We start from the raw sequence: 23838 nt of genomic DNA on the forward strand, positions 1-23838 counted from the left end.
TACTCAAACGCGTCGCAATCAAAATGCGGCACGCGTCTTATGATCATGCCCCTATAAGCGTTAAAGAAAGATTTAGGAGCGTCCCAGCATATGGTCAACGAGATTGGCAAGCGTGCGGAACTCTTGCGTTGAAATGCCCGCCTGCCCCTTCACTGACGGCGGGACCAATGCGCGGCTAAAGCCAAGCTTCGCCGATTCCTTCAGTCGCAACGCGCCATGCGCGACGGGACGGATTTCGCCGGACAAAGCGACTTCACCAAACAGCACCGCATCGGATGGCAATGGCCGTTCGGAAAGCGCCGAAACCAACGCCGCCGCCACTGCAAGATCAGCAGCGGGATCGGAAATGCGATAGCCACCCGCAATATTGAGATAGACCTCAGCAGTTGAAAAACTGAGGCCACATCGCGCCTCTAGCACCGCCAATATCATCGCGAGCCGACCGCTGTCCCAGCCGACAACGGCGCGGCGCGGTGTGGCGCCACTAGATAGCCGCACGGTCAGCGCCTGAATTTCCACCAGCACCGGCCGAGTCCCCTCCAACGCCGGAAACACTGTTGCGCCGGTAACCTGTTCGGCCCGATCGGTCAGGAATAATGCGCTGGGGTTGCCAACCTCGGTCAGGCCTTCTTCCACCATCGCAAAAACGCCGATTTCGTCCGTCCCGCCAAAGCGATTTTTGGACGCGCGCAAGATGCGATATTGGTGGCTGCGCTCGCCTTCGAACGACAAGACGGTGTCGACCATATGTTCCAGCACGCGGGGTCCGGCGATCGTCCCATCCTTGGTAACATGGCCGACGAGCATCAACGCCGTGCCGCGTTCCTTGGCAAAGCGGATCAACTCTTGGGCGGATGCGCGGACTTGGCTGACCGTACCCGGCGCACCTTCGATAAGGTCGCTGTGCATCGTCTGAATGGAATCGATAACCAATAAAGCGGGCGGCGCGCTTTGGGCCATCGTCGTCAATATGTCGCGCACAGATGTCGCAGCAGCAAGCTGCACCGGCGCATCGCCAAGGCCAAGCCGACGGGCCCGCAGACGCACTTGGTCGACCGCTTCTTCGCCGGAAATATAAGCAACCGATAGGCCGCGCCGCGCGAGGTTTGCGGCGGCTTGCAGCAATAATGTCGACTTACCAATGCCCGGATCCCCGCCCAGTAAGGTCGCCGAACCGGGCACAAGGCCGCCACCCAAGGCGCGGTCAAATTCGGCTATGCCTGTTGAGGCACGTTCCGGCAGTTTGATGTCGGTGTTCAATCCAGACAATTCGACCGCACGGCCGCCAGAATGCAAATGATGCTTCAGCTCAAAAACCGTTGCTTTGGCTTCTTCCGCCAAGCTGTTCCATTCACCGCAATCGTCGCACTGCCCCTGCCAGCGGTTGGATTCAGACCCGCATGCCTGACACACATATTTGCGCTTTGCTTTTGCCATGCCCTATAAATAACAGAACAAATCAAGAACTCAAGACATAAGTGCGCCGGATGAGCGCTTGCGTAAGGCGCAGCCTAATGCCACATCATGGACATGCGCGAAAAAGAACTCAGGCTGGCGCTCATTTGTTATGGCGGGGTGAGCCTTGCCATTTACATGCATGGCGTCACGCGTGAGATTTGGCACATGGTCCGCGCGAGCCGCGCTTTTCATGACGGCACACCGCCCACCCGGCGTAGCGAAATTGTCTATCACGACCTGCTCACGGAAATGTCGCAGGTTAGTGGCGTGAAGCTGCGGGTTTTGACGGACATCATTGCGGGGTCAAGCGCAGGCGGCATCAACGGCATTTTCCTGTCGCAAGCTATCGTCACCGGCCAATCTTTGGAGCCGTTGACCGACATGTGGCTGGACATGGCAGACGTCGATGTGTTGCTGGATCCGGACGCCCGCCCGCTGTCGCGCTTCACCAAATTTTGGGCGACGCCCATTGCGTGGATGATCTTGCGTCGGCGCGGTGGCGCAGTTGAACGAACCGTTGCGAAGGAAGCGCAAGCGGAGGTTGCCGCCAAGCTGTCGCGCTTTATCCGCGCCCGCTGGTTTGCGCCACCATTTGGCGGGAATGTGTTTTCGAAATTGCTGCTCGACGCGTTGAACATTATGGCCAAGAGCGTAATAGAGCCGCCGCTTTTACCCGAAAACCAGCCGCTGGACCTGTTTGTAACGGTCACCGATTATTATGGCCATGATCGGGTGCTGCGGCTCAACAGCCCGGAAGAAGTCACCGAGTCCGAACATCGCATCACCGTCGATTTTTCAACGCGCGGACGAACGGGGCTTGCCGACATTCCCGAGCTGATATTTGCGGCGCGCGCGACGGCCAGTTTTCCGGGCGCCTTCCCGCCATTTTCGGTGCGTGAACTGGATCGCTTGCTGGCGCGGGAAAATGTCCCATGGCTTGGCCGAAATGCATTTTTGAAATGCATATTGCCGCAGCAATTTGCCGCCAATGCCGCCGAAGATACGATGCTAATTGATGGATCGGTTCTGGCCAATGCGCCGTTTAACCAAGCAATTTCCGCCTTGCGCAACCGGCCAGCGCGGCGTGAAGTAGACCGCCGCTTTGTCTATATCGACCCAAAACCGGGGCACCCCAGTTTCCGATTTGGTAAACTCAATGCGGACGGCACTGCTGATGTATCCCGCAAGCCACCGGGGTTTTTCTTGACGATATTGGGGGCGACCTCCAACATTCCGCGGGCGCAGCCCATTCGCGACAGCCTTGAGAAAATCACCGGCCGTTCGGAACGTATTGAACGAATGCAACGCGTCATCGACAGCTTGCGGAATGAGGTGGAAGATACCGTCGAGGCGCTGCTGGGCAAGACGTGGTTCCTAACCCAGCCAACCGCCAGCCGTATGCAAAAATGGCGGAATTCGGCGCAAGAAAAGGCAATTGTTGCCGCCGGGTTCGGCTATCGTGCCTATAATCATCTCAAAATCGCTGGCGTTGTTGATGATATTGTCGCCACCGCGCGCCGCAGCTTGCCCGACGCATCTAACGCGTTTTTCCGTGACATTCGCGCCGCGCTTTGGACCGAAATCGGCGCCCGTGACATCGACCATATGTCACCGCATAAAGGCAAAGCCACTGCGCGCCAAATTGTCTTTTTCCGCGCACATGACCTGCGTTTCCGCATCCGACGCTTGCGCTTTCTGGCTCGGCATCTGACCGAACAGGTCGAAAATGCCATCGACATGCCGGATGATGATTTCGCCAAGATGCGCGATGCCATTTACAATTGCCTCGCTTTGTTTCTCGATCTGGAAACGGCGGAGTTTTTAGGCGCAGATTTCGCGCTGGCCGTCAAAGCTGGCATTGACGATCCCGCAGGCTTGATCGACCATCTCGCGGTACAGCGCGATCTGGTGCGCACCGATGCCAAGGTTGATAAAATATTGTGCGATGCCATGCTGACGCTGCCCGTTGCGGCACGCCGGACCATGCTGCTCGGCTATTTGGGCTATCCGCTTTATGACATCGCCACCTTGCCCTTGTTGCAGGATGAGGGCTTTGACGAATTTGACCCTGTTAAGGTCGACCGCATATCCCCCGACGACTGCGTATCCATCCGCACTGGCGGTACGGCCGCGACATTAAAGGGCATAGAGTTCAACAATTTCGGGGCGTTTTTTAGCCGCGCCTATCGGGAAAACGACTATCTATGGGGCCGTTTGCATGGCGCGGAACGGATGATCGATATTCTGATATCGTCCCTGCCACCCGGCCATGCATTTTCGGCGGCGCGCGCGCAAAGTTACAAAAAGCGGGCGTTCCACGCGATATTGGATGAGGAACAGGATCGGCTGACGCATATCCAGCCCCTCATCATGTCCTTACGGGCCGAGATCGACCAGATTCAGAGCTAATCCCCTCCCGCACCCGAACTTAATCGGTGATGTCGTCCCAAATGCTTTTCAGCTTGTCAAAAAAGCCGGTGGATTGCGGACATTCTGCCCCGGTTTCGGTTTCGCGGAACTCGCGCAAAATTTCCTTCTGCCGCGAAGACAGCTTTGACGGCGTTTCGACATCGATTTGAATAACCATATCACCGCGGCCCCGCCCTTGCAGCACGGGCATCCCTGCCCCGCGCTGGCGAAGCTGTTTGCCCGACTGTATGCCCTCTGGAACGACGATAATATGTTCAGCACCATCCAGACCCGGGATACGGATTTCGCCACCCAGCGCGGCTGTGGTGAAGCTTACGGGCACACGGCAGAATAATGTCGTGCCGTCGCGTTCGAACACCTTGTGGCGCGACAAATGGATGAAGATGTATAGATCACCTGCCGCTGCGCCATTCGGCCCAGCCTCGCCCCGGCCAGCAACGCGAATACGCGTGCCTTCGTCCACGCCAGGCGGAACATTAACGGCGATGGTCTTGCGTTCGTCCGCCCGCCCTTCACCACCGCAAGCACGGCATGGAGACTCAATTACTTCGCCGCGACCGTGACAAGTCGGGCAGGTGCGCTCGACCACAAAGAAACCTTGCTGTGCGCGCACCTTGCCATGACCAGCGCACAGGTTGCAGCGACGTTTGCCTGACCCCGGCGTCGCGCCCGTGCCTTCACAGGTGCCGCAAGCCGTCGCGACATCGATGGTGATTTCCGCATCCTTGCCGTGGAAAGCCTCATCGAGCGAGATTTCAAGGTCATAGCGTAAATCTGCACCCCGCGCGGGGCCACGCTGGCGCCCACCAAAGGCGTCGCCAAAAAAGCTTTCGAAAATATCTGAGAAATCACCAAAGCCAGCGCCACCTTGGCCCCCGCCGCCGCCCATGCCGCCATTTTCAAACGCTTCTTTGCCGAACCGGTCATAAGCTGCGCGTTTTTGCGGGTCTTTCAGGACGTCATAAGCCTGACTAATCGCCTTAAACTTAGCTTCGGATTTGTCGCAACCAGGGTTGCGGTCGGGATGGCATTCCATCGCGATCCGGCGATACGCGGTTTTCAGCGTCTTCTCATCCGCTGTCCGCTCGACTTCTAACAATTCATAATAATCAATGTCGAGATTCATGACGTGCCCAGACGTAATGATTTTTGATCGCACATATTCTCGTCATCCCGAACTTGGTTCGGGATAGCAAACGACGGCCGTGCGTTATCCTGAAACAAGTTCAGGATGACGACGTTGTTGCGTGTCGCCATGACGAACATATTGCTTGTTAACATTGAAACCCCCCGGTCTTTCCGACCGTCGCGGCGTTTCTGCTGCGACGGTCGGAAATATTCAACATCAGTCTTTCTTGTCGTCTTCGACTTCGGAGAATTCGGCATCCACGACATTATCGTCGGCTGGCGCTTCGTCCGAGGCGGCATCCGCCGATGCACCGGCGGCTTGCTCTTCCTTGTAGATCGCTTCGCCAAGCTTCATCGCGATTTGGGCCAAGGCACCTGCCTTTTCCTTCATCGCTTCTGCGTCGCCGCCTTCGATAGCAGTCTTAGTTTCCGCTACAGCCGCTTCGATTTCGCCCTTCAACGCGGCGTCAATCTTGTCGCCATGCTCTTCCAACTGCTTCTCGGTGGAGTGGACAAGGCTTTCTGCGTTATTCTTGGCTTCAGCCGATTCACGACGCTTCTTGTCTTCTTCGGCAAAGGCTTCGGCGTCGCGGACCATCTGTTCAATATCCGCATCGGACAAGCCGCCAGATGCCTGAATTTTGATCTGCTGTTCCTTGCCTGTGCCCTTGTCCTTGGCGGTCACGCTGACAAGGCCGTTGGCGTCAATGTCAAACGTCACTTCAACCTGCGGCACGCCGCGCGGTGCAGGCGGAATGCCGACGAGGTCGAAATTGCCAAGCAGCTTGTTATCCGCCGCCATTTCACGCTCACCTTGGAACACGCGGATGGTCACGGCATTCTGATTGTCTTCAGCCGTCGAATATACCTGGCTCTTTTTCGTCGGGATCGTCGTGTTACGGTCAATCATGCGCGTAAATACGCCGCCGAGCGTTTCGATGCCCAAGGACAATGGCGTTACGTCGAGCAACAACACGTCCTTCACGTCGCCCTGCAAAACGCCGGCCTGAATGGCCGCGCCCATGGCAACAACTTCATCCGGGTTCACGCCGGTATGTGGTTCCTTGCCAAAGAAATTCTTCACGACGTCGCGTACCTTGGGCATGCGGGTCATGCCGCCGACCATCACGACTTCATCAATGCCATCGGCCTTGATACCCGCATCGGCCAAAGCCTTTTTGCAAGGCTCCAACGTGCGCTTGATCAGGTCATCGACCAGCTTCTCAAGGTCTGCACGGGTGATGGTTTTCACAAGGTGCTTTGGACCATTTTGGTCCGCAGTAATGAACGGCAAGTTGACTTCGGTTGTCTGTGTGGACGACAATTCGATCTTCGCCTTTTCCGCCGCTTCCTTCAAACGCTGCAGCGCAAGCTTGTCCTTAGTCAAGTCAATGCCTTCGGCCTTGTTGAAATCGGCTGCCAGATGCTCGACGAGCACGCTGTCGAAATCTTCACCGCCCAAGAATGTATCACCATTGGTGGACTTCACTTCGAACACGCCGTCGCCGACTTCGAGGATCGAAATATCGAACGTGCCGCCGCCAAGGTCATAAACCGCGATGGTTTTATTCTCATCCTTGTCCATGCCATAAGCAAGCGCCGCAGCGGTTGGCTCGTTAATGATACGCAGCACTTCAAGGCCCGCAATCTGGCCAGCATCTTTCGTGGCCTGACGCTGGGCATCATTGAAATAAGCGGGAACGGTGATGACCGCTTGCGTAACGGTTTCGCCCAAATAAGCTTCCGCCGTTTCCTTCATCTTTTGCAAGGTGAAGGCCGAAATTTGCGATGGCGAATATTCTTCACCGCCTGCCTTAACCCATGCATCGCCGGTCTTGCCCTTGACGATGCTATAAGGAACGAGGCCCATATCTTTCTTGGTCAATGGATCATCGAAGCGGCGGCCGATAAGGCGCTTCACCGCATAAATGGTGCTTTCCGGATTGGTGACAGCCTGACGCTTGGCTGGCTGGCCGATAAGGCGCTCGCCGTCCTTAGCAAAGGCCACGATCGATGGCGTTGTCCGTGCGCCTTCTGCATTTTCGATGACCTTGGGCTTGCCGCCGTCCATTACCGCAACGCAGCTGTTTGTCGTGCCCAAGTCGATACCAATAACTTTAGCCATAAAAACTTACCCCGAAATTTTAAAAATTGAACTTTACCCTGTCCCGTTTCGCACCAGCCCTATCAGGCACTGGGGTTCCGCATAACGTGACGTTGTAGCGGCGATATAGGTGCCAATTCTCTTGGCACAAGACTTCGGCGTTCCTAGATAGGGAAAAAGTTAAGTGAAAACTCTGTATAGGATGAGCGCACCAGAGCGCACAGCTATCAGCAAAAGGAGCATGTTATGAACCGACGTATATTCACATTCAGCGCCGCTGCGGCGGCCCTTTTGCTCAGCGGATGCGGCCCTACTCCGCAGTTAAAGGTGAAGGAAGCGGTGCTGACCTTATCACCCGTCGACAATAACCCGTCGGTCATGCATTTCAATGTCTATGGCGGGCCGGAGGATGTGCATTTGCTGCGCGTCAGTTCACCATCGGCGGTTCGCGTTGAAATGCACGATGTCACAGTAGATGCAAAAACCGGCGCTGTGACCATGGCGCCTATGGACCGCGTCCTCATCCCAGCTGGGGAGAAAATCGCCTTCAAAAAAGGTGGCAAGCATGTGATGATGTGGGGCATCAACCTCATCCCCCGCCGCTTGGGTGTGATTGAAACCGAATTTCTGTTTTCGAACAATGTCCGCATATTGGTAAAGGCGCGCGTACAGGAAATCGATGGCAGCGACCCGGACGAGAAAAAAGCAATCGACGGCTAGGGGATGTCTTTTCCCATTATTGTCGTCATCCCGAACTTGTTTCGGGATAACAAACAACGGTGGCCCGTTATCCTGAAACAAGTTCAGGATAACGAAACGGAGTTTGAAACGATCTGCGAACGGGCGTTGGCGTAACGGTGCAAAGGTCGCAGGGGCGCCGCCGTTATAGCAGTATGACGGTATATTAAACTTCTGAAGGCAGCAACCCAAGACGCGCGCGCATTGACCAACGCACGAGCATCAGCACGGCGACAATGCCTAGCCCGGTCGCCAAGCCAACCCAGATGCCAACGCCGTTCCACCCTTGGTAAAATGCCAGCCACGCGCCAACACCAATGCCCACTACCCAATAACCGAAGGCCGCGAATAGCATGGGCACGGTGGTATCATGTAATCCACGCAGCATGCCCGCGCCGACGACCTGCGCGCCATCGACAATCTGGAACAAGGCCGCAATGGCAAGGAAGCTGACGGCCAGTCGTACGACCTCCGCATTGATTGCGGCATCACGGTCAATGAACAGCGCAATCAACAAATCTGGTGACAGCCATATCAGCATGGCCATCGCCGCCATGAAACCCGTTCCCATGACAAAGCTGGTCCAACCGGCGCGGCGGATAAGCGCAAGATCGCGCCGGCCATAGCCAATACCCACGCGCACCGTTGCGGCCTGCGCAAGGCCCATCGGCACCATGAAAGTGATGCTTGCGACCTGCAGCGCAATGGCATGTGCCGCGACCGAAGCGGTGTCGATCAACCCCATGAGCATGACCGCAACGCCAAAAACGCCGCCTTCCAAGCCCATGGTCACACCAATCGGCAGCCCCAATTTCCACAGCGCCCGAAACCGCAGCCAATCGCTGCGCCACCAACGCCCGAACAGATGATAGCGCCTAAATTTGGGATGGTAAGTGATGACCGCGACCATGCCCAAAAACATGAACACATTCGCCAAGATACTGCCAATACCAGCGCCGACTATGCCTAAGGCAGGCACGCCGAGCTTCCCGAAAATCAGGACATAGTTGAATGCCGCATTGGCAAAAACGCCCAATATACCGATGACCAGCGACCATAAGGGCTGCTCCAGCGCCGACAAGAAATTACGCGCGATAATCAGCCACAAAAATGGCAGAATCGACCACATATAGGCGCGGACATAGCTTTGCGCCTTGACCGCAAGTTCGGCTTGCTGACCAAGCGTCAGCAATATGGCCTCCGTCTGCCACAAGGTCAGCCAGATCGGTATCATGATCGCCACCGCGACCCAAAGCCCTTGCCGGAATGTGCGGCGGATATCGCGCACAGAATGTGCCTTTGCCCCGCGCTCGCTCGCCATCATCGGCGCCGTCGCGGTGACGAGGCCCATGCAGAAAATCGCCGCCGTCATGCATAGATTGAACCCAAGCGATGCAGCCGCCAACTCGGTTGGCCCGAGCCAACCCACCATCACCACATCAGTCGCGCCAATCAAGGACATCGACAGATTGGTTAGGATCAACGGCCAGGCAAGCGACAAGGTCGCACGAAGTTCATCGCGCCAAGGGGACTGATGGCCCTTGGAAACTGCCGCTGAGGTCATATAACGCGATCGATAGCCGAGCGCGTTGCGTTAGACCACCCCCGGCGTGATGGTCATGATGCCGGCGAACTTACTCGGCGGCCTTTGCCACCCCAACTAAAGCAGGGCGCAGCAATCGGTCCTTGATCATATACCCTGCCTGCATTTCGGCGACGATGGTGCCGGGTTCGGCATCCGCGCTGGGAATTTCAACCATCGCCTGATGCTGATTGGGATCTAACGGCATGCCCATTGCGGCAATGCGGGTGATGCCATTTTTGGCAAAGACACTGTCCAACTCGCGGCCAGTCGCTTCAAGGCCGATGACGAGCGGCTTCATTGCCTCACTCTCACGCATTTCGGCGGGAATTGCTTCCAATGCGCGCGACAAATTGTCGGACACCGACAGCACATCGCGGGCAAAACCTGTCGCGGCATAAGCGCGCGCGTCCAGCGCCTCTTTCTCCATACGGCGGCGCACATTCTGCGTTTCGGCCTGCGCGTATAAAACGTCTTTCTGCGCAGCGGCGAGCGCGTCTTCCAGCGCCGCAATCTGCGCATTGGCAGTATCGGTCGCTTCTGGCGTATCGTTCTTCATATGCTCTGGCACGCCTTCAAGTTCTTTTTCTACAGCAGGATCGGCTGCGGCTGATTTCTTCTCTGTCATAAACCTGATTAACCCAATTACGTTGCGACTGCGTGGTCGGTTGTTGCTGCTTGCATATAGAAAGCAATTTTATTTCATCAACCCGCGCATCATTTAAGCCGGTCGAATTAAACGGCTCAGCGCTTGCGCGGTAAAGTCCACCATCGGCACAATGCGCGCATAATTAAGGCGCGTTGGGCCAATCACACCGATCACGCCAACGACCTTACCCCCAGCCTCCCGATAGGGCGCGGCGATGACCGACGATCCCGAAAGCGAGAATAGATTATTTTCCGAACCAATGAATATCCGCGTTGATTGCGCCTCACGCGCGCTGTCAACCAGTCGAGCGATTTCCTCTTTGCTCTCAAGCTCATCCAGCAATTGCCGGACACGGTCGAGGTCGGCTGCGGCAGCTTCGTCGATCAGGTTCGATTGCCCACGCACGATAAGCACTGGCCGGTCATTCGCATCGAGCGACCAGATCGCCAGCCCATCGCGCACCAGTTTTTGGCTGGCGACGTCAAGCTCCGCTTTCTCGGCGCGAATTTCGCTGTCGAGCCTTTCCAAAGCTTCGGAAAGCGTCAATCCCGACAGGCGCGCCGAAATATAATTCGCGGCCTCCAATAACATGAATTCGCTAATCGCCGGGTCAATCGACACCAATCGGTTTTCAACGCTGTTGTCCGAACCCACCATGATTGCGAGCACTTGGGATGGGGACAGGCGCGCAAAGCTAAATGCCTTTAGGACTGCGTCCCGCTTTGGCACCAACACGATACCGGCGCAGGCAGATAGACCCGACAAAACCGACGTTGCCGCCGCCAGCGCCTCTTCAATCGGCCCGTCGCCCCGAATTTGCGATTCAATCGCGCGTTGTTCCTCAACCGATGGCGCCGCCGACTGCATCATGCCGTCCACGAACAGACGCAGGCCGCTTTCGGTTGGCACCCGCCCGGCGCTGGTATGCGGAGAGGCGAGATAACCCGCTTCCTCCAAATCCTGCATGACATTGCGGATCGACGCGGGCGACAGGTTTAACCCGGCAAATTTGGAGACGGTCCGCGACCCGACCGGCGCGCCATTGTCGAGATAGCTTTCCACCACCATCCGGAAAATGATGCGTGTCCGGTCATTTAATTCATGGATAGGTGTTTGGCTCACCGCGACCGTGTAGCGCACCGCGCACTTGCAAAGCAAGCGGGGCAGGCTATGGCAGCCACTTACCCATTATCAGGAGACTATCATGCGTCCATCCGGCCGTGCGCCAGACGAAATGCGGGCCATTTCGATTGAAACCCATTTCACCAAACATGCCGAAGGCAGCTGCCTTATCGGTTTTGGCGACACCCGCGTGCTGGTCACCGCCAGTGTCGAAGATCGCATTCCGCCATGGTTGCGCGGCAAGGGTGAAGGCTGGGTCACGGCGGAATATTCCATGCTCCCCCGCGCCACGCATACGCGCAGCCAGCGTGAAGCCGCCAAGGGCAAGCAATCCGGACGGACACAGGAAATTCAGCGTCTTATCGGTCGTTCTTTGCGCTCCGTCGTTGATTTAAAGAAATTGGGCGAAAACCAAATCACCGTCGATTGCGACGTGTTGCAAGCCGATGGCGGCACACGCACCGCCGCGATTTCCGGCGCATGGGTTGCCTTGCGGCTTGCCGTCAATGGCTTGCTGGCGTCGGGTGCGATCAAGGAAGACCCCATTAACGGCCGTGTTGCAGCGGTAAGCTGCGGCATTTTTAAAGGCACGCCTGTGTTGGACTTGGATTATATCGAGGATTCCGACGCTGATGCTGATGCGAATTTCGTTCTGATCGAAGGTGGCCAGATTGCCGAAGTGCAAGCCACCGCCGAAGGCGCGACCTATGACGAAGAAGGCCTGCTCCGTTTGCTCCGCCTTGCGCGCATGGGAACCGACCGGATTTTCGCCGCGCAGGCCGACGCGGTTAAGTAAGGGATCGTCGCTCCAGCTTAGGCTGGAGCCTATCGCGCAACTCGCGGGAGACTGACAGACGTGATGGACCCCAGCCTTCGCTGGGGTGACGTGGGATGTGAAGTGGATATGGATGTAAATCCTAACCGTCGCTCCAGCGAAGGCTGGAGCCTATCGCGCTTGTCGTTCTACCCCGACAGACGTAATGAACCCCAGCCTCAGTTGGGGCGACGGGTTTTTAATTGAGGCAAGCGTTTATGAACCACCGCAAACTCGAACCTGGTAGGCTAGTCATCGCCAGCCATAACTCTGGCAAAGTCCGCGAAATCCGGGCCTTGCTTGCGCCTTTTGGTATCGAACCCGTTTCCGCTGGCGAACTTGGCCTACCTGAACCCGAAGAGACCGGCACGAGCTTTGCCGAAAATGCTTTGCTGAAGGCCCATGCGTCGGCGCAAGGTTCCGGCCTTCCTGCCCTTGCTGATGACAGCGGCCTGTGTGTTGCTGCCTTGGGCGGTGCACCGGGGGTTTACACTGCCGACTGGGCGGAAAAGCAGGCTTTCGAAGGCGGGCCGGGGCGCGACTGGTATATGGCGATGGGCAAGGTTGAGGGCAAGCTGTGCGAACTTGGCCCCGATGCCAACCGAAGCGCCTATTTCATCTGCACCTTGGCGCTCGCATGGCCCGACGGGCATCAAGAGATTTTCGAAGGCCGTGTGCAGGGCAGCCTGACTTGGCCGCCACGCGGGTTGCTGGGCTTTGGCTATGACCCTGTGTTTGTACCCGAAGGCCGCAGCGAGACCTTTGCCGAACTCGACCCGCAAGAGAAACATGCGATGAGCCACAGGGCGGACGCGTTCCGTCAACTGGTCGCGGCTGTATTCTCCTAACGCGAGGAGATTTGGTGGCCGCCCCCCTCGCCCTTTACATCCATTGGCCATTTTGCGTTTCCAAATGTCCTTATTGTGATTTCAATAGCCATGTCCGCGACACGGTGGACGACGCGGCGTGGTGTGCGGCGTTGCTGGCGGATATGGCGTATGAGGCGGCGCTGACGCCGGGGCGTAAGCTTACCTCCATATTCTTCGGCGGGGGCACGCCATCGTTGATGCCGCCATCCACCATCGCCGCGCTGATTGACGCCGCGGAACGGCATTGGGGTTTTGCGGACAATATTGAGATCACTTTGGAAGCGAACCCATCTTCGGTGGAGGCGGCGCGCTTCGCAGACCTCGCGGCCACAGGCGTCAACCGCGTATCGCTTGGGCTTCAGTCGTTGGATGATGCCGCGCTGACCTTTCTGGGGCGTGCACATTCGGTTGCAGAAAGCCTGGACGCGCTGACCATTGCGCAACGTCATTTCACCCGCGTGAATATCGACCTGATTTATGCGCGGCCTGACCAGACCGCTGTCCAATGGGAAGCGGAACTGCAGCGTGCCCTTTCCTTCGGCACCGACCATATGTCGCTCTACCAGCTTACCATTGAACCGGGCACGCGCTTTGAAACTTTGGTGCGCACGGGCCATTTCATGCCCGCCGATGATGATGATGCCGCGACATTATATGAATTGACCGGACAGATGACATCGGCCGCCGGTATCCCGGCCTATGAAATCAGCAACCATGCCCGTCCCGGTAACGAAAGCCGCCATAATTTAAGCTATTGGCGCTATGATGATTATATCGGCATTGGCCCTGGCGCCCATGGGCGGCGGCTGAACGCCGCAACGCAGCGCCATAAAAAGCCGGAGAACTTCCTGTCCGCCGTTGAACGCAATATGCATGGCATCAGCAGCGAAGAATATCTTGATGCGGCGACGCGCGCGACCGAAAGCTTGCTTATGGGTTTACGGCTAGCGGAAGGAATTGACCTCAGCCGTCTGTCGCAACGGACGGGCATCGCCGCTGCCGACTTGTTGGATATGGATGCCGTGGGCAAAATTGCGCAGCTTGGCCTGATCGCGCGCGACGGAGACCATGTGACGGTCACGCCCCAAGGCATGCCATTGCTCGACGCCATATTGCCGCAAATAGTAAACATTGAGGCAAATGCCTCCGCCTGATAGCGTGGTGCATATGGCGTCTTTGCTCAACGAATATCTCGCGTTCCTGACCGACAACCGCAGGATGTCGCCGCATAGCGTGCGCGCCTATCACGCGACGGCAGACCGGCTGACCGGGTTCCTGCAACTCCATTGGGGTAATGATGTTACCCGCGCGACGCTGCACAAGATTTCATCGGCGGACATGCGCGCATTTTTGGCCGACCGGCGTGGCGACGGGCTCACTAATCGCTCAACAGCGCGCGAATTGTCCGCTGTACGGCATTTTTTGCGCTTTGCCTTGGGCGATGATGTGACTTTGCCGGTGATGAAAGGGCCGCGTGTACCGCGCAGCCTGCCGCGTCCGGTAAACCCTGATGATGTGCTGGCCCTTGCCGATGACGTCGCCGAAAATGCCAAGGATGGCTGGATCGGCGCGCGCGATTGGGCGTTGCTTTTGCTGCTATATGGCAGCGGCTTGCGCGTCAGTGAGGCAACCGGCCTGATGGGCGACATATTGCCGCTTGGCACTACGTTGCGCGTCACGGGCAAGCGCAACAAGACGCGCATCGTGCCCTTGCTGGAGCAAGTCCGGACCGCCATGCAGGCATATCTCGTTTTGTGCCCTTATGCGGCCAGTGCCGACCAGCCATTGTTTCGCGGCGCGCAAGGCGGGCCCTTATCGCCCGCTTTGGTGCGCCGCGCGGTGCAGGGCGCACGCACGCGATTGGGCCTATCCGACCGGACAACGCCGCACGCCCTGCGCCACAGCTTTGCCACGCATTTGCTGGCGGGCGGCGCGGACTTGCGCAGTCTGCAGGAATTATTGGGCCATGCCAGCCTGTCGTCGACGCAGGTCTATACGGCTGTCGATACCGCTATGCTTTTGGATGAGTATCAGAACGCCCATCCACGGGCTTAGGGCTTAGGCTTCCAGCGCAATAATCGCCAAACATAAGTCAGGACGATAGCTGCGATCACTAAGGTCGAAACGGGCCCAAGCCATTTTTCAACGTCTTTGAACTGCGACCCTAAGAAATAGCCCGCACAGGCCAAGGCCCCGGTCCATCCGGCGGTGCCAATCGTCGAGAAGATCATGAAGCGGCGAAACGTCATGCCGAATAAGCCAGCCGGTATTGAGATCAACGACCGTAATGTCGGCAACATGCGCGCAATCAGGACGATGATTGATCCATGCGTACGGAACAGCCTTTGGCCGCGCTCCACCTCATCCCAATCGAGCGTCAACCAGCGGCTGTAGCGGTCGATGAAGACTTGCATCCGTTTTTCGCCAAATTTGACCGCCACCCGATACCAGATCCAATTGCCCAGCATCGCGCCAGCCGTGCCCGCCGCAATGGTGCCGGCAAGGTTCATCGTGCCGCGCGCAGAAGAAACGCCCGCCACCGTCATGATGACTTCGGACGGTATCGGCGGGAATATCGTTTCGAGCAGCATCAGAAGCGCCACGCCCCAATAATGGCCCCATTCGACCAGCCGAATGATCCAATCTTCCATTAGTTCTTCTCCGACAATCTGCGTTCAATCGCGTCAAGAATGCGCGCGGGTGTATCCGTGCCGTTGAAACGATCAATCGCGACAATACCCGTGGGCGATGTCACATTGATTTCGGTCAGCCATTGTCCGCCAATGACGTCGATGCCGACGAAGATCAGGCCAAGCTCTTTCAAACGTGGCCCCATCGCGGCGCAAATTTCGCTTTCACGCGCCGTCAGCTCGGTCGACTCCGCGCTGCCGCCAACGGCCAAGTTGGACCGGAACTCGCCTTCGCCCGGACGCCGGTTGATCGCGCCGGTCACTTCGCCGTCGATCATAACGATACGTTTGTCACCCAATGCCACATCGGGCAGGAATGGCTGCACCATATGCGGTTCGGGCCAAGTATTGTTGAACACCTCAAACAAAGCGCCCAGATTGCTTCCGTCTGCATCAATGCGGAAAATGGCTTTGCCGCCATTGCCGTGCAGCGGCTTTACAACAACGGCGCCATGTATTTTTTGGAAGTCGCGCACTTCGTCTGCCGAACGGGTGATGATCGTCGGCGGCATAAATTGCCGATAATCGAGCACCATCACTTTTTCCGGCGCGTTGCGGACGCTGGCGGGGTTGTTGACCACTAATGTTTCATGATCGATCCGCTCAAGCAAATGGGTGGCGGTGATATAACCGACATGAAAGGGCGGGTCCTGCCGCATCAGCACCACGTCGATATCCGCGCCTAAATCTATCTTCTTCGGCGCGCCAAAACGGTAATGCGCGCCTTCAACGCGTTGCAGGTCATGCACCGGATGCGCCCACGCCGTAAGCCGATCATTGGCATCAAGCGTCAGCGTACCGACATCATAATGCCAAATATCATAACCGCGCGCTTGGCCTGCCAACATCAGTGCAAAGCTGGAATCGCCAGTGATATTGATACCGTCCATAGGGTCCATCTGGACCGCCATTTTGATTGTCATTTCGTGCGTTCCTATCCGTGCCAGACATTTGGCAAATGCTTAGGGAAACGCCAAGGCGCAACCATAATCACATCAATCTGCATATTTTCACACTCTTTGCCATATTTGGGCAAGAGGATTTCCGCCGCCGCGGCCACACGGCGCAACCGACTGGCATCAATCGCCGTGGCAAGGTCAACGGCTTTCGTCCGCGCCTTCACCTCAACAAAGGCAATGCTCTTTCCGCGCCGTGCGATGATATCCACCTCACCACGCGGGGTTTTCACGCGCATGCCCACAATCCGCCATCCTTTCAGGCGCAGGAACCAAGCGGCAAGCGCCTCCCCGCGCCGTCCACGTTGTTCGGCGGCACGGCGGTTCACTTTGCCTTCAATTCCGTAGCGCGGGCATAGACGGCATTGCGCTCCAGCCCGAAGCGTTTGGCAATCGCGCCTGCGGCCTTAGCGGCGGACATCGTTTCCAGCGCCTGTTTCAGCGCCGTATCGACATCCCCCGTTTCCGCCGCCAACGCGTCGGCGGGCGGGCCGATGATGAGGACGATTTCGCCTTTCGGTTCCTGCGCAGCATAACGCGCCGCCAATTCTGACGCCGTTCCAGTGACGACCTCTTCAAACTTCTTGGTCAGCTCGCGCGCCACGGCAACTTCGCGATCGCCATAAGTGTCGGCGATAGCAGCCAAGCTTGCGGCCAAACGCGGGCCAGCTTCATAGAATACCAATGTCGCTTTGACTTGCCCCAGTTCGGTCAATGTCTCGACCCGCGCTTTGGCCTTATTGGGTAAAAAGCCTGCAAATAAAAACCGGTCTGTCGGCAGGCCGCAGATCGATAAAGCCGCTGTCACGGCGCTTGCACCCGGAATGGTAAATACCGGCACGCCCGCCGCCCGTGCGGATCGGACAAGCTTATATCCAGGGTCGGAGATTAATGGCGTGCCAGCGTCCGACACTAAGGCAATCACGCCCCCACGCGCCGCGGCGACCAAGGACTCCCGCTCAACGTCCCCACTATGGTCGTTGTAGCGGCGCATTTTCTTTTTAATGCCCAAATGATGCAGCAATTTGCCCGTCACACGGCTGTCTTCAACCGCGACTATGTCTGCGGCCTTCAAAAGGTCGATCGCCCTTTGTGACATATCTGCAAGGTTGCCGATGGGGGTCGCAACGACATATAAGCCTGATTCGAAAGTCATCGGAATATGCAGCTTTTTCCCAAGGAACCTAAAATGAGTGCATCCATTGCCGCAACGCGCGCGCAGCCGCAAGCTTTAGCAGGCCAAATCAAAAAGCTGCTGGTCTTGGCGTCGGTTGTCCTGCTGGCTGCATGTAGCACGGTCCCGCGCAGCAAAGCGCCTTTGGCAGTGGAACCGTCCGACGGCATGCACCGTGTCGCGCTCTTGTTGCCGGTAACTGGCCCTGACGCCGATGTGGGGCAATCGATTGCCAATGCGACAGCGCTGGCGCTGGCCGATACCAAAGTCACCAACATCCGCATGGTCACCTATGACACCGGCCTTGGTGTAGCAGCCGCGACACAGCGCGCGATTGCGGATGGAAATAAGCTTATCTTGGGCCCGTTACGCGGTGACAATGTGATTGAGGTCGCACAAATCGCACGTCCAGCAGGCGTTCCCATCATCAGCTTCTCCAACGATGTCGGCGTGGCCGGACAAAATGTGTTCTTGCTTGGCCATTTACCGAACCAAGCCATTGAACGCGTGGTGCTTCATGCCAAGTCAAAGGGCATGAACCGCTTTGCAGGCGTCGTTGCATCCAATGTCTACGGACAGCGTGCGCAATCGAATTTAACGACAGCCGTGCGCGCAGCCGGCGGCGTGTTGGTGGGTATTCAGGAAACAAACGGAACGGCTGCGTCCGCTGAAGCCGCCGCCCGACGCCTGACACAAATGGGCGCTATTGACGCCATCTTGGTTGCCGACAGCGGTCGTGCGGCCATCACAACCGTGCCTGCCCTGCGCCGCGGCGGACTTCGTACAGCCAAAATCTTGGGTACAGATTTGTGGAATATCGAAGGCACGCTAGCGAGCAGCTCGCCTATATATGGCGCGTGGTTCGCAAGTGTATCGGACACGCTCTATACGCAATATGCGACCAAATATCGTGCCCGTTTCGGCAAGGCACCTTTGCGCCTTTCGAGCCTTGGTTATGACTCGGTGCTGTTGGTGGCGCGCGTCGCGCGTGATTGGCGTCCGGGGACGCGCTTTCCCGTGGCGCAGTTGACCGATCCGCAGGGCTTCATCGGTGTTGACGGGGCGTTTCGTTTCAACCCCAATGGCCTGACCGACCGTATGCTGGAGGTGCAGGAAGTTCAGGCTGGCAAATTCGTCACCGTCAGCCCGGCGCCGTCACAATTTGCGAAATAAACGAAAGCGTTAGGAACCCCGCCTCGTGCGGGGGTTCAAAATAGCGGATCAGTGGCTGCAATTCGGGCCATGCACATGGCCGCCGCCCATTTTGCGGGCCTTTTCGATCTTCTTCAACACCATCTGACGCTTTAGCCGCGACAGATGGTCGATGAACAATATGCCTTCCAGATGGTCCATTTCATGCTGCAAACATGTCGCCATCAGGCCAGTCATGACCTCTTCATGCACCTTGCCATCTAAGTCCTGCCAACGGGCACGGATTTGGGCAGGGCGCTCCACCTCGGCATATTGGTCGGGGACGGACAAGCAACCTTCATTATACAGGCTATGCTCGTTGGACGGGTCCAGAATTTCGGGGTTCACAAAAACGCGCGGATTGCGCAAGGGCTCCTCGCCTTCCGCTTCCTCTTCTTGCAAATCGATGACCAACAAGCGCTGAGGCACACCCACTTGTATCGCCGCCAGGCCAATGCCGGGCGCAGCATACATTGTTTCGATCATGTCATTGACGAGCATTTTCAAATCCCCGTCGAAGTTCTCAACAGGTTTCGAAATGGTTTTCAGCCGCGGATCGGGCACTTCAAGAATAGGTAATATGGCCATGGGTCGCAAATAGGGACGGTCTTTGGATAAATCAACCGACAGGGCGTCTGGCGCGCAAGGCCTGCGCCAAAGTGCCGTCGTCGAGATAATCCAGCTCCCCGCCCACCGGCACGCCATGCGCCAATTGCGTGAGGCGGATAGGAAATTGTTCCAACCGCTCGGCCAGATAATGCGCGGTTGTCTGCCCCTCAAGCGTGGCGTTCATCGCCAGCACCACCTCGTCAACCCCGCCCATCGCAATGCGACTGACCAATCCGTCGATGTTCAAATCTTCGGGCCGAACACCATCCAATGCCGACAAGCGGCCGCCCAGAACATGATATTTGCCCGGAAAAAGCCGCGAGCGGTCCAGCGCCCAAAGGTCGGATACATCCTCGACCACACAGATGGACCGGATGTCGCGGCGCGGATCAACGCAAATGCCACATGGGTTGCCAGTGTCGATATTCCCACAGGTGCTGCACACCACAAGCCTTTGTTCCACATTCTGCAAGGCGCGCAAAAGCGGCTGCAAAACGCTCTCCCGCTTTTTCATGAGATGCAGCACGACGCGCCGTGCCGACCGTGGGCCAAGCCCCGGTAGCTTCGACAATGCTTGTGCGAGTGCGTCTATTTCTTGCGATGCCATGCGCCGGGTCTTAGGGGGCTTTTGAACAAAGGAAAAGTGACGATGCGTCTTGCCTTCATGGGAACACCCGAATTTGCAGTGCCGACGCTCGATGCGTTGGTGGCGGCTGGGCATGACGTGGCCGCTGTCTACACGCAGCCGCCGCGCCCCGCCAATCGCGGCAAGAAGCTGACCCCGTCTGCGGTCCATCAACGCGCGGAGGAACTGGGACTACTGGTACGATCACCCCTGTCGCTGCGTCAGGAGGACGCACAGGCTGATTTCGCTGCGCTGGGTCTCGATGTAGCCATCGTCGCTGCCTATGGCCTCATACTGCCTCCAGCGGTCTTAAACGCGCCCATGCATGGTTGCTTAAATGTCCATGGATCATTGCTGCCCCGCTGGCGAGGTGCCGCGCCTGTGCAGCGTGCGATATTGGCGGGCGATTCCACCACCGGCGTCATGGTCATGCAGATGGAGGCTGGTTTGGATACGGGCCCCGTCCGCGCCACGACGGAAATCGAAATCCGCGACAAGACGACGGGTCAACTTACCCAAGAGCTGGCGGAGCTTGGCGCGGAGCTGATGGTCCGGACTTTAGCCGATTTGGAGGCGTTCCCGTGCGTGGCGCAACCGGAAGACGGCGTTACCTACGCCGCTAAAATCGACAAAGCCGAAACGAAGTTGAATTTTTCTGTGTCCGCCGAAGCCGTCGAACGCCAGATCCGTGCGTTCAGCCCCGCACCCGGCGCATGGTTCGAATTTGAAGGCGAGCGGTATCGGATATTGGCGGCCGACATCGTCACAGCCCATGGCGCGACAGGTACGATTATGGACGACCAACTCACCATCGCCTGCAACACCAACGCAATCCGCCCAACGCGCATCCAACGCGCCGGCAAACCGGCCATGCCCACCGCCGACCTCTTGCGCGGCAAGGCCATTCCCGCTGGTAGTATTTTGTCATGACTCGCTTTGCGCTCACCATCGAATTTGACGGCGGCCCTTATATGGGCTGGCAATGGCAAGACCATGGCCCCTCAGTCCAAGGCGCGATCGAAGAGGCAATATTCAAAACCACTGGCGAAAAAACTTTGGTCTACAGCGCTGGCCGCACCGACGCAGGTGTCCATGCGCTTGGCATGCGCGCGCATGTCGATGTTGAAAAAGGCCTTTCGGCCTTCCGCTTGATGGAGGCCGTCAACGCCCATTTGCGTCCGCACCCCATCGCGATACTGGCATGCGAAGAGGTCGCGGATGATTGGCATGCGCGTTATAGCTGCATTGGCCGGTCTTATGAATATCGCATCCTCAACCGCCGTGCCTCCCTAACTTTGGAAAAGGGTCGCGTTTGGCGCGTCGGGCCGGAACTGGATGCCGATGCGATGCATGACGCGGCGCAGATTCTTGTTGGCCTGCATGATTTCACCACCTTCCGCTCCACCGCGTGCCAATCCGCCAGCCCCGTCAAAACGCTCGATCGCCTAAACGTCAGGCGAGAGGGTCAGCATGTGATTATCGAGGCAGCGGCTTTGTCCTTCCTGCATCATCAAGTCCGCTCCATGGTCGGATGTCTTGTCGCCGTCGGGCTTGGGCGCTGGACAGCTGCAGATCTAAAGGCGGCGCTGGAGGCAGCCGACCGCTCGGCTCTGGCGGAAAATGCGCCCCCCGAAGGGCTTTATTTTGTGCGCGCTCTATATCCTTAAATATGGGTTCCCGGCCTAAGCGGAAAACAGACCGCCTTGCCCGCTTTCCCACGCAAGCAAACGGCGCTTGCGTTCCAACCCATAAGCATAGCCGCCAAGGCCGCCATCTGACCGGATGACGCGATGGCAGGGAATAAGCACCGACACATGGTTCGCGCCATTGGCCGAACCTGTCGCGCGCACCGCATCGGGCTTTCCAACCGCCGCAGCGATTTCGGCATAATTGCGGGTTTCGCCAGCGGGTATTTCAAGCAATGCCTGCCACACCGCCATTTGGAAATCAGTGCCGCCGACATCCAAGGGCAATTGGGGCATCTGCCTTGGGTTTTGAACGGCGAAGACCGCGCCGTCGATCAGCGCCGAGAGTGAACCGCCCTTACCCAACAGGGTCGCATTCGGAAAGCGGCGCTTTAGCGTGCTTTCATTTTCGTCAAACGACAGGCGGCAAATACCCTTGTCTGTTGCGGCCAGCAACATCGGGCCAAGCGCGGTTTCCGCCACCGCCCAATATATGGACACGCCAGCTCCGCCGTTAATCCAAGCACTTGGTGCCATAGCCGCCGTTATCCACCACACGCTTGAAACAGCGCAAGCGTCCGTTCTCGTGCCAAATCGGCACTTGGTTCATGATAATCTTTACGCCGGTCGGAATTGAACCCGTGATTGGCGTCATAAACAAATATCTGCGCGGTCGGATGGGCTTTGTCGATGAGCGCTTCAACACCCTCCATCGGTATGCCCGCGTCATAGCGTCCGAAATGCGCAATAGTCGCGCATTTCGGGGTTTGATCAGCATAGACCGTCGGAATGAGGCTGCCATAATAGCAACTGGCGGCTGCGAGGTCTTCGCTGATCCCAGCAACAGCCCACGCGACTGAGCCGCCATAGCAATAGCCCGTGATGAACACCGGCCCTGCGTCTTTCAGCGCATCGATACAGACCTGCGCATCATCGAGCGACTGCACGAACGGGTGCAGTTCGCGCGCCAACTGGACGGCTCGATTATAATCAGGCCCGGTATAATCGGCCTCAAACCCCGGATGCTCGCGGTCGAAAATGGCGGGAGACAGCACCTCAAATCCATCGGCGGCATATTCATCGCACAATTCGCGGATATGGTCAGTTACGCCAAATATCTCCTGCACGAGCACAAGCCCACCGCGACGTTCACCCACGGCTTGGGCGTGGTAAACCGCGATTTCCGCGCCATCCGACATCGTCATGCGAATCATTTTGCCCATTGCACTCTCCCTTATGACATCCTGAACCTGTCTTCAAAAAACGTCCTACGGCAGTTTGTTATCCTGAAACAAGTTCAGGATGACGATTAGGTTGAAACAAGCAACAATCGCCATCTTGCATCGCAGCAAAACCCCTGCTAGGCGCGGCGCGACGCCACCAAGGGGCAACCCTCCGGTGCAGTCGGCAAGTAATTCAGTCTCACAATTTAGGAATTCGACGCGTGGATCATTCCGGCGGCACAAGCGCTAATATTCAAGCCAGTCTTGCTGGCCGTTACGCGACGGCATTGTTCGAACTGGCCCGCGACGCGAAGGCGATCGATGCCGTTGAAAAGAGCATGCGGGCGATTGCCCAAGCCGTGAGCGAATCGGCTGACCTGAAAGCACTCACCAGCAACCCAGTGCTCAGCCGTAGCGATGCGAAGAAAGCCATTGCCGCTGTTGCAAAAGCTATGAAGCTTGACGCACTGACGGCAAAGACATTGGGCGTGCTCGCCGACAACCGCCGCTTGAACGAAACGGCTGCTGTTGCCCGTGCGTTTTCAACGCTTGCCGCGGCCCATCGCGGCGAAGTCACCGCCGAAGTAACCTCCGCCCACGCACTCAGCGCAGCGCAGACTAAGGCATTATTGGCATCCCTTAAAACGCGCGTCGGCAGCACCGTCGCCATCCAGACCAAAGTCGATCCGTCACTTCTTGGCGGGCTTACTGTTAAAATCGGTAGCCAGATGATCGACAATTCCATCAAAACTCGTTTGAACACCCTCGCTAACGCGATGAAAGGCTAAGTA

General features: G+C 57.5%; 23 protein-coding genes and 1 pseudogene. 10 read left to right on the top strand and 14 right to left on the bottom strand.

Going from position 1 to position 23838, the window contains the following annotated elements; translation table 11 throughout:
- Positions 1-72: 72 nt before the first annotated feature.
- A complete protein-coding gene (radA, locus tag ACILP4_RS03020; RefSeq protein WP_395619270.1) occupies positions 73-1437 on the bottom strand; it encodes a DNA repair protein RadA in 1365 nt (454 codons plus the stop codon).
- 93 nt (positions 1438-1530) lie between these two features.
- Here radA and ACILP4_RS03025 point away from each other — a divergent pair, with 93 nt between their 5' ends.
- The gene (locus tag ACILP4_RS03025) at positions 1531-3867 is read left to right on the top strand and encodes a patatin-like protein (protein ID WP_395619271.1); all 2337 of its coding nucleotides are present in this window, start codon (positions 1531-1533) and stop codon (positions 3865-3867) included.
- A gap of 19 nt (positions 3868-3886) precedes the next feature.
- Here the strand turns inward: ACILP4_RS03025 and dnaJ are convergent, their stop codons facing one another.
- Together dnaJ and dnaK are read right to left on the bottom strand one after the other, a co-directional pair.
- Complete coding sequence (dnaJ, locus tag ACILP4_RS03030; RefSeq protein WP_395619272.1) at positions 3887-5014, bottom strand: molecular chaperone DnaJ; 1128 nt, start codon at positions 5012-5014, stop codon at positions 3887-3889.
- A gap of 219 nt (positions 5015-5233) precedes the next feature.
- Complete coding sequence (dnaK, locus tag ACILP4_RS03035) at positions 5234-7141, bottom strand: molecular chaperone DnaK (RefSeq protein WP_395619273.1); 1908 nt, start codon at positions 7139-7141, stop codon at positions 5234-5236.
- Between the two features lie 225 nt (positions 7142-7366).
- Between dnaK and ACILP4_RS03040 the strand changes: the two genes are divergently transcribed.
- Complete coding sequence (locus ACILP4_RS03040) at positions 7367-7840, top strand: copper chaperone PCu(A)C (RefSeq protein ID WP_395619274.1); 474 nt, start codon at positions 7367-7369, stop codon at positions 7838-7840.
- A 184-nt stretch (positions 7841-8024) separates the two neighbouring features.
- On the opposite strand, the gene ACILP4_RS03045 is transcribed toward ACILP4_RS03040, so the two are convergent.
- The 3 genes from ACILP4_RS03045 to hrcA form a co-directional block, all read right to left on the bottom strand.
- A complete protein-coding gene (locus tag ACILP4_RS03045; protein ID WP_395619275.1) occupies positions 8025-9422 on the bottom strand; it encodes an MATE family efflux transporter in 1398 nt (465 codons plus the stop codon).
- A gap of 70 nt (positions 9423-9492) precedes the next feature.
- Positions 9493-10068, bottom strand: coding sequence for a nucleotide exchange factor GrpE (gene grpE, locus ACILP4_RS03050; protein WP_395619276.1), 576 nt, complete (start codon positions 10066-10068; stop codon positions 9493-9495).
- 93 nt (positions 10069-10161) lie between these two features.
- The gene (hrcA, locus tag ACILP4_RS03055; protein ID WP_395619359.1) at positions 10162-11211 is read right to left on the bottom strand and encodes a heat-inducible transcriptional repressor HrcA; all 1050 of its coding nucleotides are present in this window, start codon (positions 11209-11211) and stop codon (positions 10162-10164) included.
- 82 nt (positions 11212-11293) lie between these two features.
- On the opposite strand from hrcA, the gene rph reads away from it, so the two are divergent.
- From rph to ACILP4_RS03075, 4 genes are all read left to right on the top strand, one after another.
- Positions 11294-12007 carry a ribonuclease PH gene (rph, locus tag ACILP4_RS03060; protein ID WP_395619277.1) on the top strand — a complete coding sequence of 238 codons (714 nt, stop codon included), beginning with the start codon at positions 11294-11296 and terminating at the stop codon, positions 12005-12007.
- 236 nt (positions 12008-12243) lie between these two features.
- Positions 12244-12873 (top strand): RdgB/HAM1 family non-canonical purine NTP pyrophosphatase, encoded by a 630-nt coding sequence (gene rdgB / locus ACILP4_RS03065; RefSeq protein ID WP_395619278.1) that lies wholly within the window; start codon positions 12244-12246, stop codon positions 12871-12873.
- A 14-nt stretch (positions 12874-12887) separates the two neighbouring features.
- A complete protein-coding gene (hemW, locus tag ACILP4_RS03070) occupies positions 12888-14048 on the top strand; it encodes a radical SAM family heme chaperone HemW (protein ID WP_395619279.1) in 1161 nt (386 codons plus the stop codon).
- Positions 14049-14061: 13 nt separating this feature from the next.
- Complete coding sequence (locus ACILP4_RS03075) at positions 14062-14949, top strand: tyrosine recombinase XerC (RefSeq protein ID WP_395619280.1); 888 nt, start codon at positions 14062-14064, stop codon at positions 14947-14949.
- Here the strand turns inward: ACILP4_RS03075 and ACILP4_RS03080 are convergent.
- Genes ACILP4_RS03080 through rsmI form a run of 4 tightly spaced genes read right to left on the bottom strand, consistent with a single transcriptional unit; the run spans position 14946 to position 17696 of the window.
- Entirely contained in the window at positions 14946-15545 is a 600-nt protein-coding gene (locus ACILP4_RS03080; protein WP_395619281.1) for a DedA family protein, read from the bottom strand. The two genes, ACILP4_RS03075 and ACILP4_RS03080, sit on opposite strands and share 4 nt — an antisense overlap.
- A complete protein-coding gene (gene gshB, locus ACILP4_RS03085; RefSeq protein ID WP_395619282.1) occupies positions 15545-16507 on the bottom strand; it encodes a glutathione synthase in 963 nt (320 codons plus the stop codon). Before gshB ends, ACILP4_RS03080 begins: the two co-directional genes overlap by 1 nt.
- Positions 16508-16518: 11 nt before the next feature.
- Positions 16519-16869, bottom strand: coding sequence for a YraN family protein (locus ACILP4_RS03090; protein WP_395619283.1), 351 nt, complete (start codon positions 16867-16869; stop codon positions 16519-16521).
- Positions 16866-17696 (bottom strand): 16S rRNA (cytidine(1402)-2'-O)-methyltransferase, encoded by an 831-nt coding sequence (rsmI, locus tag ACILP4_RS03095; RefSeq protein ID WP_395619284.1) that lies wholly within the window; start codon positions 17694-17696, stop codon positions 16866-16868. Before rsmI ends, ACILP4_RS03090 begins: the two co-directional genes overlap by 4 nt.
- Positions 17697-17729: 33 nt before the next feature.
- On the opposite strand from rsmI, the gene ACILP4_RS03100 reads away from it, so the two are divergent.
- Positions 17730-18887, top strand: a complete 1158-nt coding sequence (locus ACILP4_RS03100; RefSeq protein WP_395619285.1) for a penicillin-binding protein activator — start codon at positions 17730-17732, stop codon at positions 18885-18887.
- Positions 18888-18935: 48 nt separating this feature from the next.
- Here ACILP4_RS03100 and def read toward each other — a convergent pair whose 3' ends face one another.
- Both def and recR read right to left on the bottom strand, forming a co-directional pair.
- Entirely contained in the window at positions 18936-19493 is a 558-nt protein-coding gene (gene def, locus ACILP4_RS03105; RefSeq protein ID WP_395619286.1) for a peptide deformylase, read from the bottom strand.
- Positions 19494-19524: 31 nt separating this feature from the next.
- Entirely contained in the window at positions 19525-20121 is a 597-nt protein-coding gene (gene recR, locus ACILP4_RS03110; RefSeq protein ID WP_395619287.1) for a recombination mediator RecR, read from the bottom strand.
- A gap of 42 nt (positions 20122-20163) precedes the next feature.
- On the opposite strand from recR, the gene fmt reads away from it, so the two are divergent.
- Together fmt and truA are read left to right on the top strand one after the other, a co-directional pair.
- A complete protein-coding gene (gene fmt, locus ACILP4_RS03115; RefSeq protein WP_395619288.1) occupies positions 20164-21069 on the top strand; it encodes a methionyl-tRNA formyltransferase in 906 nt (301 codons plus the stop codon).
- Positions 21066-21806, top strand: a complete 741-nt coding sequence (gene truA / locus ACILP4_RS03120) for a tRNA pseudouridine(38-40) synthase TruA (RefSeq protein ID WP_395619289.1) — start codon at positions 21066-21068, stop codon at positions 21804-21806. The genes fmt and truA overlap by 4 nt, the downstream gene beginning before the upstream one ends.
- A 15-nt stretch (positions 21807-21821) precedes the next feature.
- Here the strand turns inward: truA and ACILP4_RS03125 are convergent.
- Positions 21822-22361, bottom strand: a pseudogene (locus tag ACILP4_RS03125) (methylated-DNA--[protein]-cysteine S-methyltransferase); the annotation flags it as partial.
- A gap of 8 nt (positions 22362-22369) precedes the next feature.
- On the bottom strand, positions 22370-23047 hold the full coding sequence (locus ACILP4_RS03130; RefSeq protein ID WP_395619290.1) for a dienelactone hydrolase family protein: 678 nt from the start codon (positions 23045-23047) through the stop codon (positions 22370-22372).
- A gap of 221 nt (positions 23048-23268) precedes the next feature.
- On the opposite strand from ACILP4_RS03130, the gene ACILP4_RS03135 reads away from it, so the two are divergent.
- Positions 23269-23835 (top strand): F0F1 ATP synthase subunit delta, encoded by a 567-nt coding sequence (locus ACILP4_RS03135; protein ID WP_395619291.1) that lies wholly within the window; start codon positions 23269-23271, stop codon positions 23833-23835.
- Positions 23836-23838 lie beyond the last annotated feature (3 nt).

It is taken from the genome of Sphingorhabdus sp. (assembly GCF_044239045.1).
Lineage (GTDB): Bacteria > Pseudomonadota > Alphaproteobacteria > Sphingomonadales > Sphingomonadaceae > Sphingorhabdus_B.

Coding starts and splice junctions, on each gene's coding strand:
- ACILP4_RS03130 (WP_395619290.1), bottom strand. CDS start 23,047: ATGGGCAAAATGATTCGCATGACGATGTCGGATGGCGCGGAAATCGCG.
- radA (WP_395619270.1), bottom strand. CDS start 1,437: ATGGCAAAAGCAAAGCGCAAATATGTGTGTCAGGCATGCGGGTCTGAA.
- rsmI (WP_395619284.1), bottom strand. CDS start 17,696: ATGACTTTCGAATCAGGCTTATATGTCGTTGCGACCCCCATCGGCAAC.
- grpE (WP_395619276.1), bottom strand. CDS start 10,068: ATGACAGAGAAGAAATCAGCCGCAGCCGATCCTGCTGTAGAAAAAGAA.
- ACILP4_RS03040 (WP_395619274.1), top strand. CDS start 7,367: ATGAACCGACGTATATTCACATTCAGCGCCGCTGCGGCGGCCCTTTTG.
- gshB (WP_395619282.1), bottom strand. CDS start 16,507: ATGACAATCAAAATGGCGGTCCAGATGGACCCTATGGACGGTATCAAT.
- ACILP4_RS03045 (WP_395619275.1), bottom strand. CDS start 9,422: ATGACCTCAGCGGCAGTTTCCAAGGGCCATCAGTCCCCTTGGCGCGAT.
- dnaK (WP_395619273.1), bottom strand. CDS start 7,141: ATGGCTAAAGTTATTGGTATCGACTTGGGCACGACAAACAGCTGCGTT.
- dnaJ (WP_395619272.1), bottom strand. CDS start 5,014: ATGAATCTCGACATTGATTATTATGAATTGTTAGAAGTCGAGCGGACA.
- fmt (WP_395619288.1), top strand. CDS start 20,164: ATGCGTCTTGCCTTCATGGGAACACCCGAATTTGCAGTGCCGACGCTC.
- rdgB (WP_395619278.1), top strand. CDS start 12,244: ATGAACCACCGCAAACTCGAACCTGGTAGGCTAGTCATCGCCAGCCAT.
- def (WP_395619286.1), bottom strand. CDS start 19,493: ATGGCCATATTACCTATTCTTGAAGTGCCCGATCCGCGGCTGAAAACC.
- ACILP4_RS03075 (WP_395619280.1), top strand. CDS start 14,062: ATGGCGTCTTTGCTCAACGAATATCTCGCGTTCCTGACCGACAACCGC.
- ACILP4_RS03100 (WP_395619285.1), top strand. CDS start 17,730: ATGAGTGCATCCATTGCCGCAACGCGCGCGCAGCCGCAAGCTTTAGCA.
- recR (WP_395619287.1), bottom strand. CDS start 20,121: ATGGCATCGCAAGAAATAGACGCACTCGCACAAGCATTGTCGAAGCTA.
- ACILP4_RS03080 (WP_395619281.1), bottom strand. CDS start 15,545: ATGGAAGATTGGATCATTCGGCTGGTCGAATGGGGCCATTATTGGGGC.
- ACILP4_RS03025 (WP_395619271.1), top strand. CDS start 1,531: ATGCGCGAAAAAGAACTCAGGCTGGCGCTCATTTGTTATGGCGGGGTG.
- truA (WP_395619289.1), top strand. CDS start 21,066: ATGACTCGCTTTGCGCTCACCATCGAATTTGACGGCGGCCCTTATATG.
- rph (WP_395619277.1), top strand. CDS start 11,294: ATGCGTCCATCCGGCCGTGCGCCAGACGAAATGCGGGCCATTTCGATT.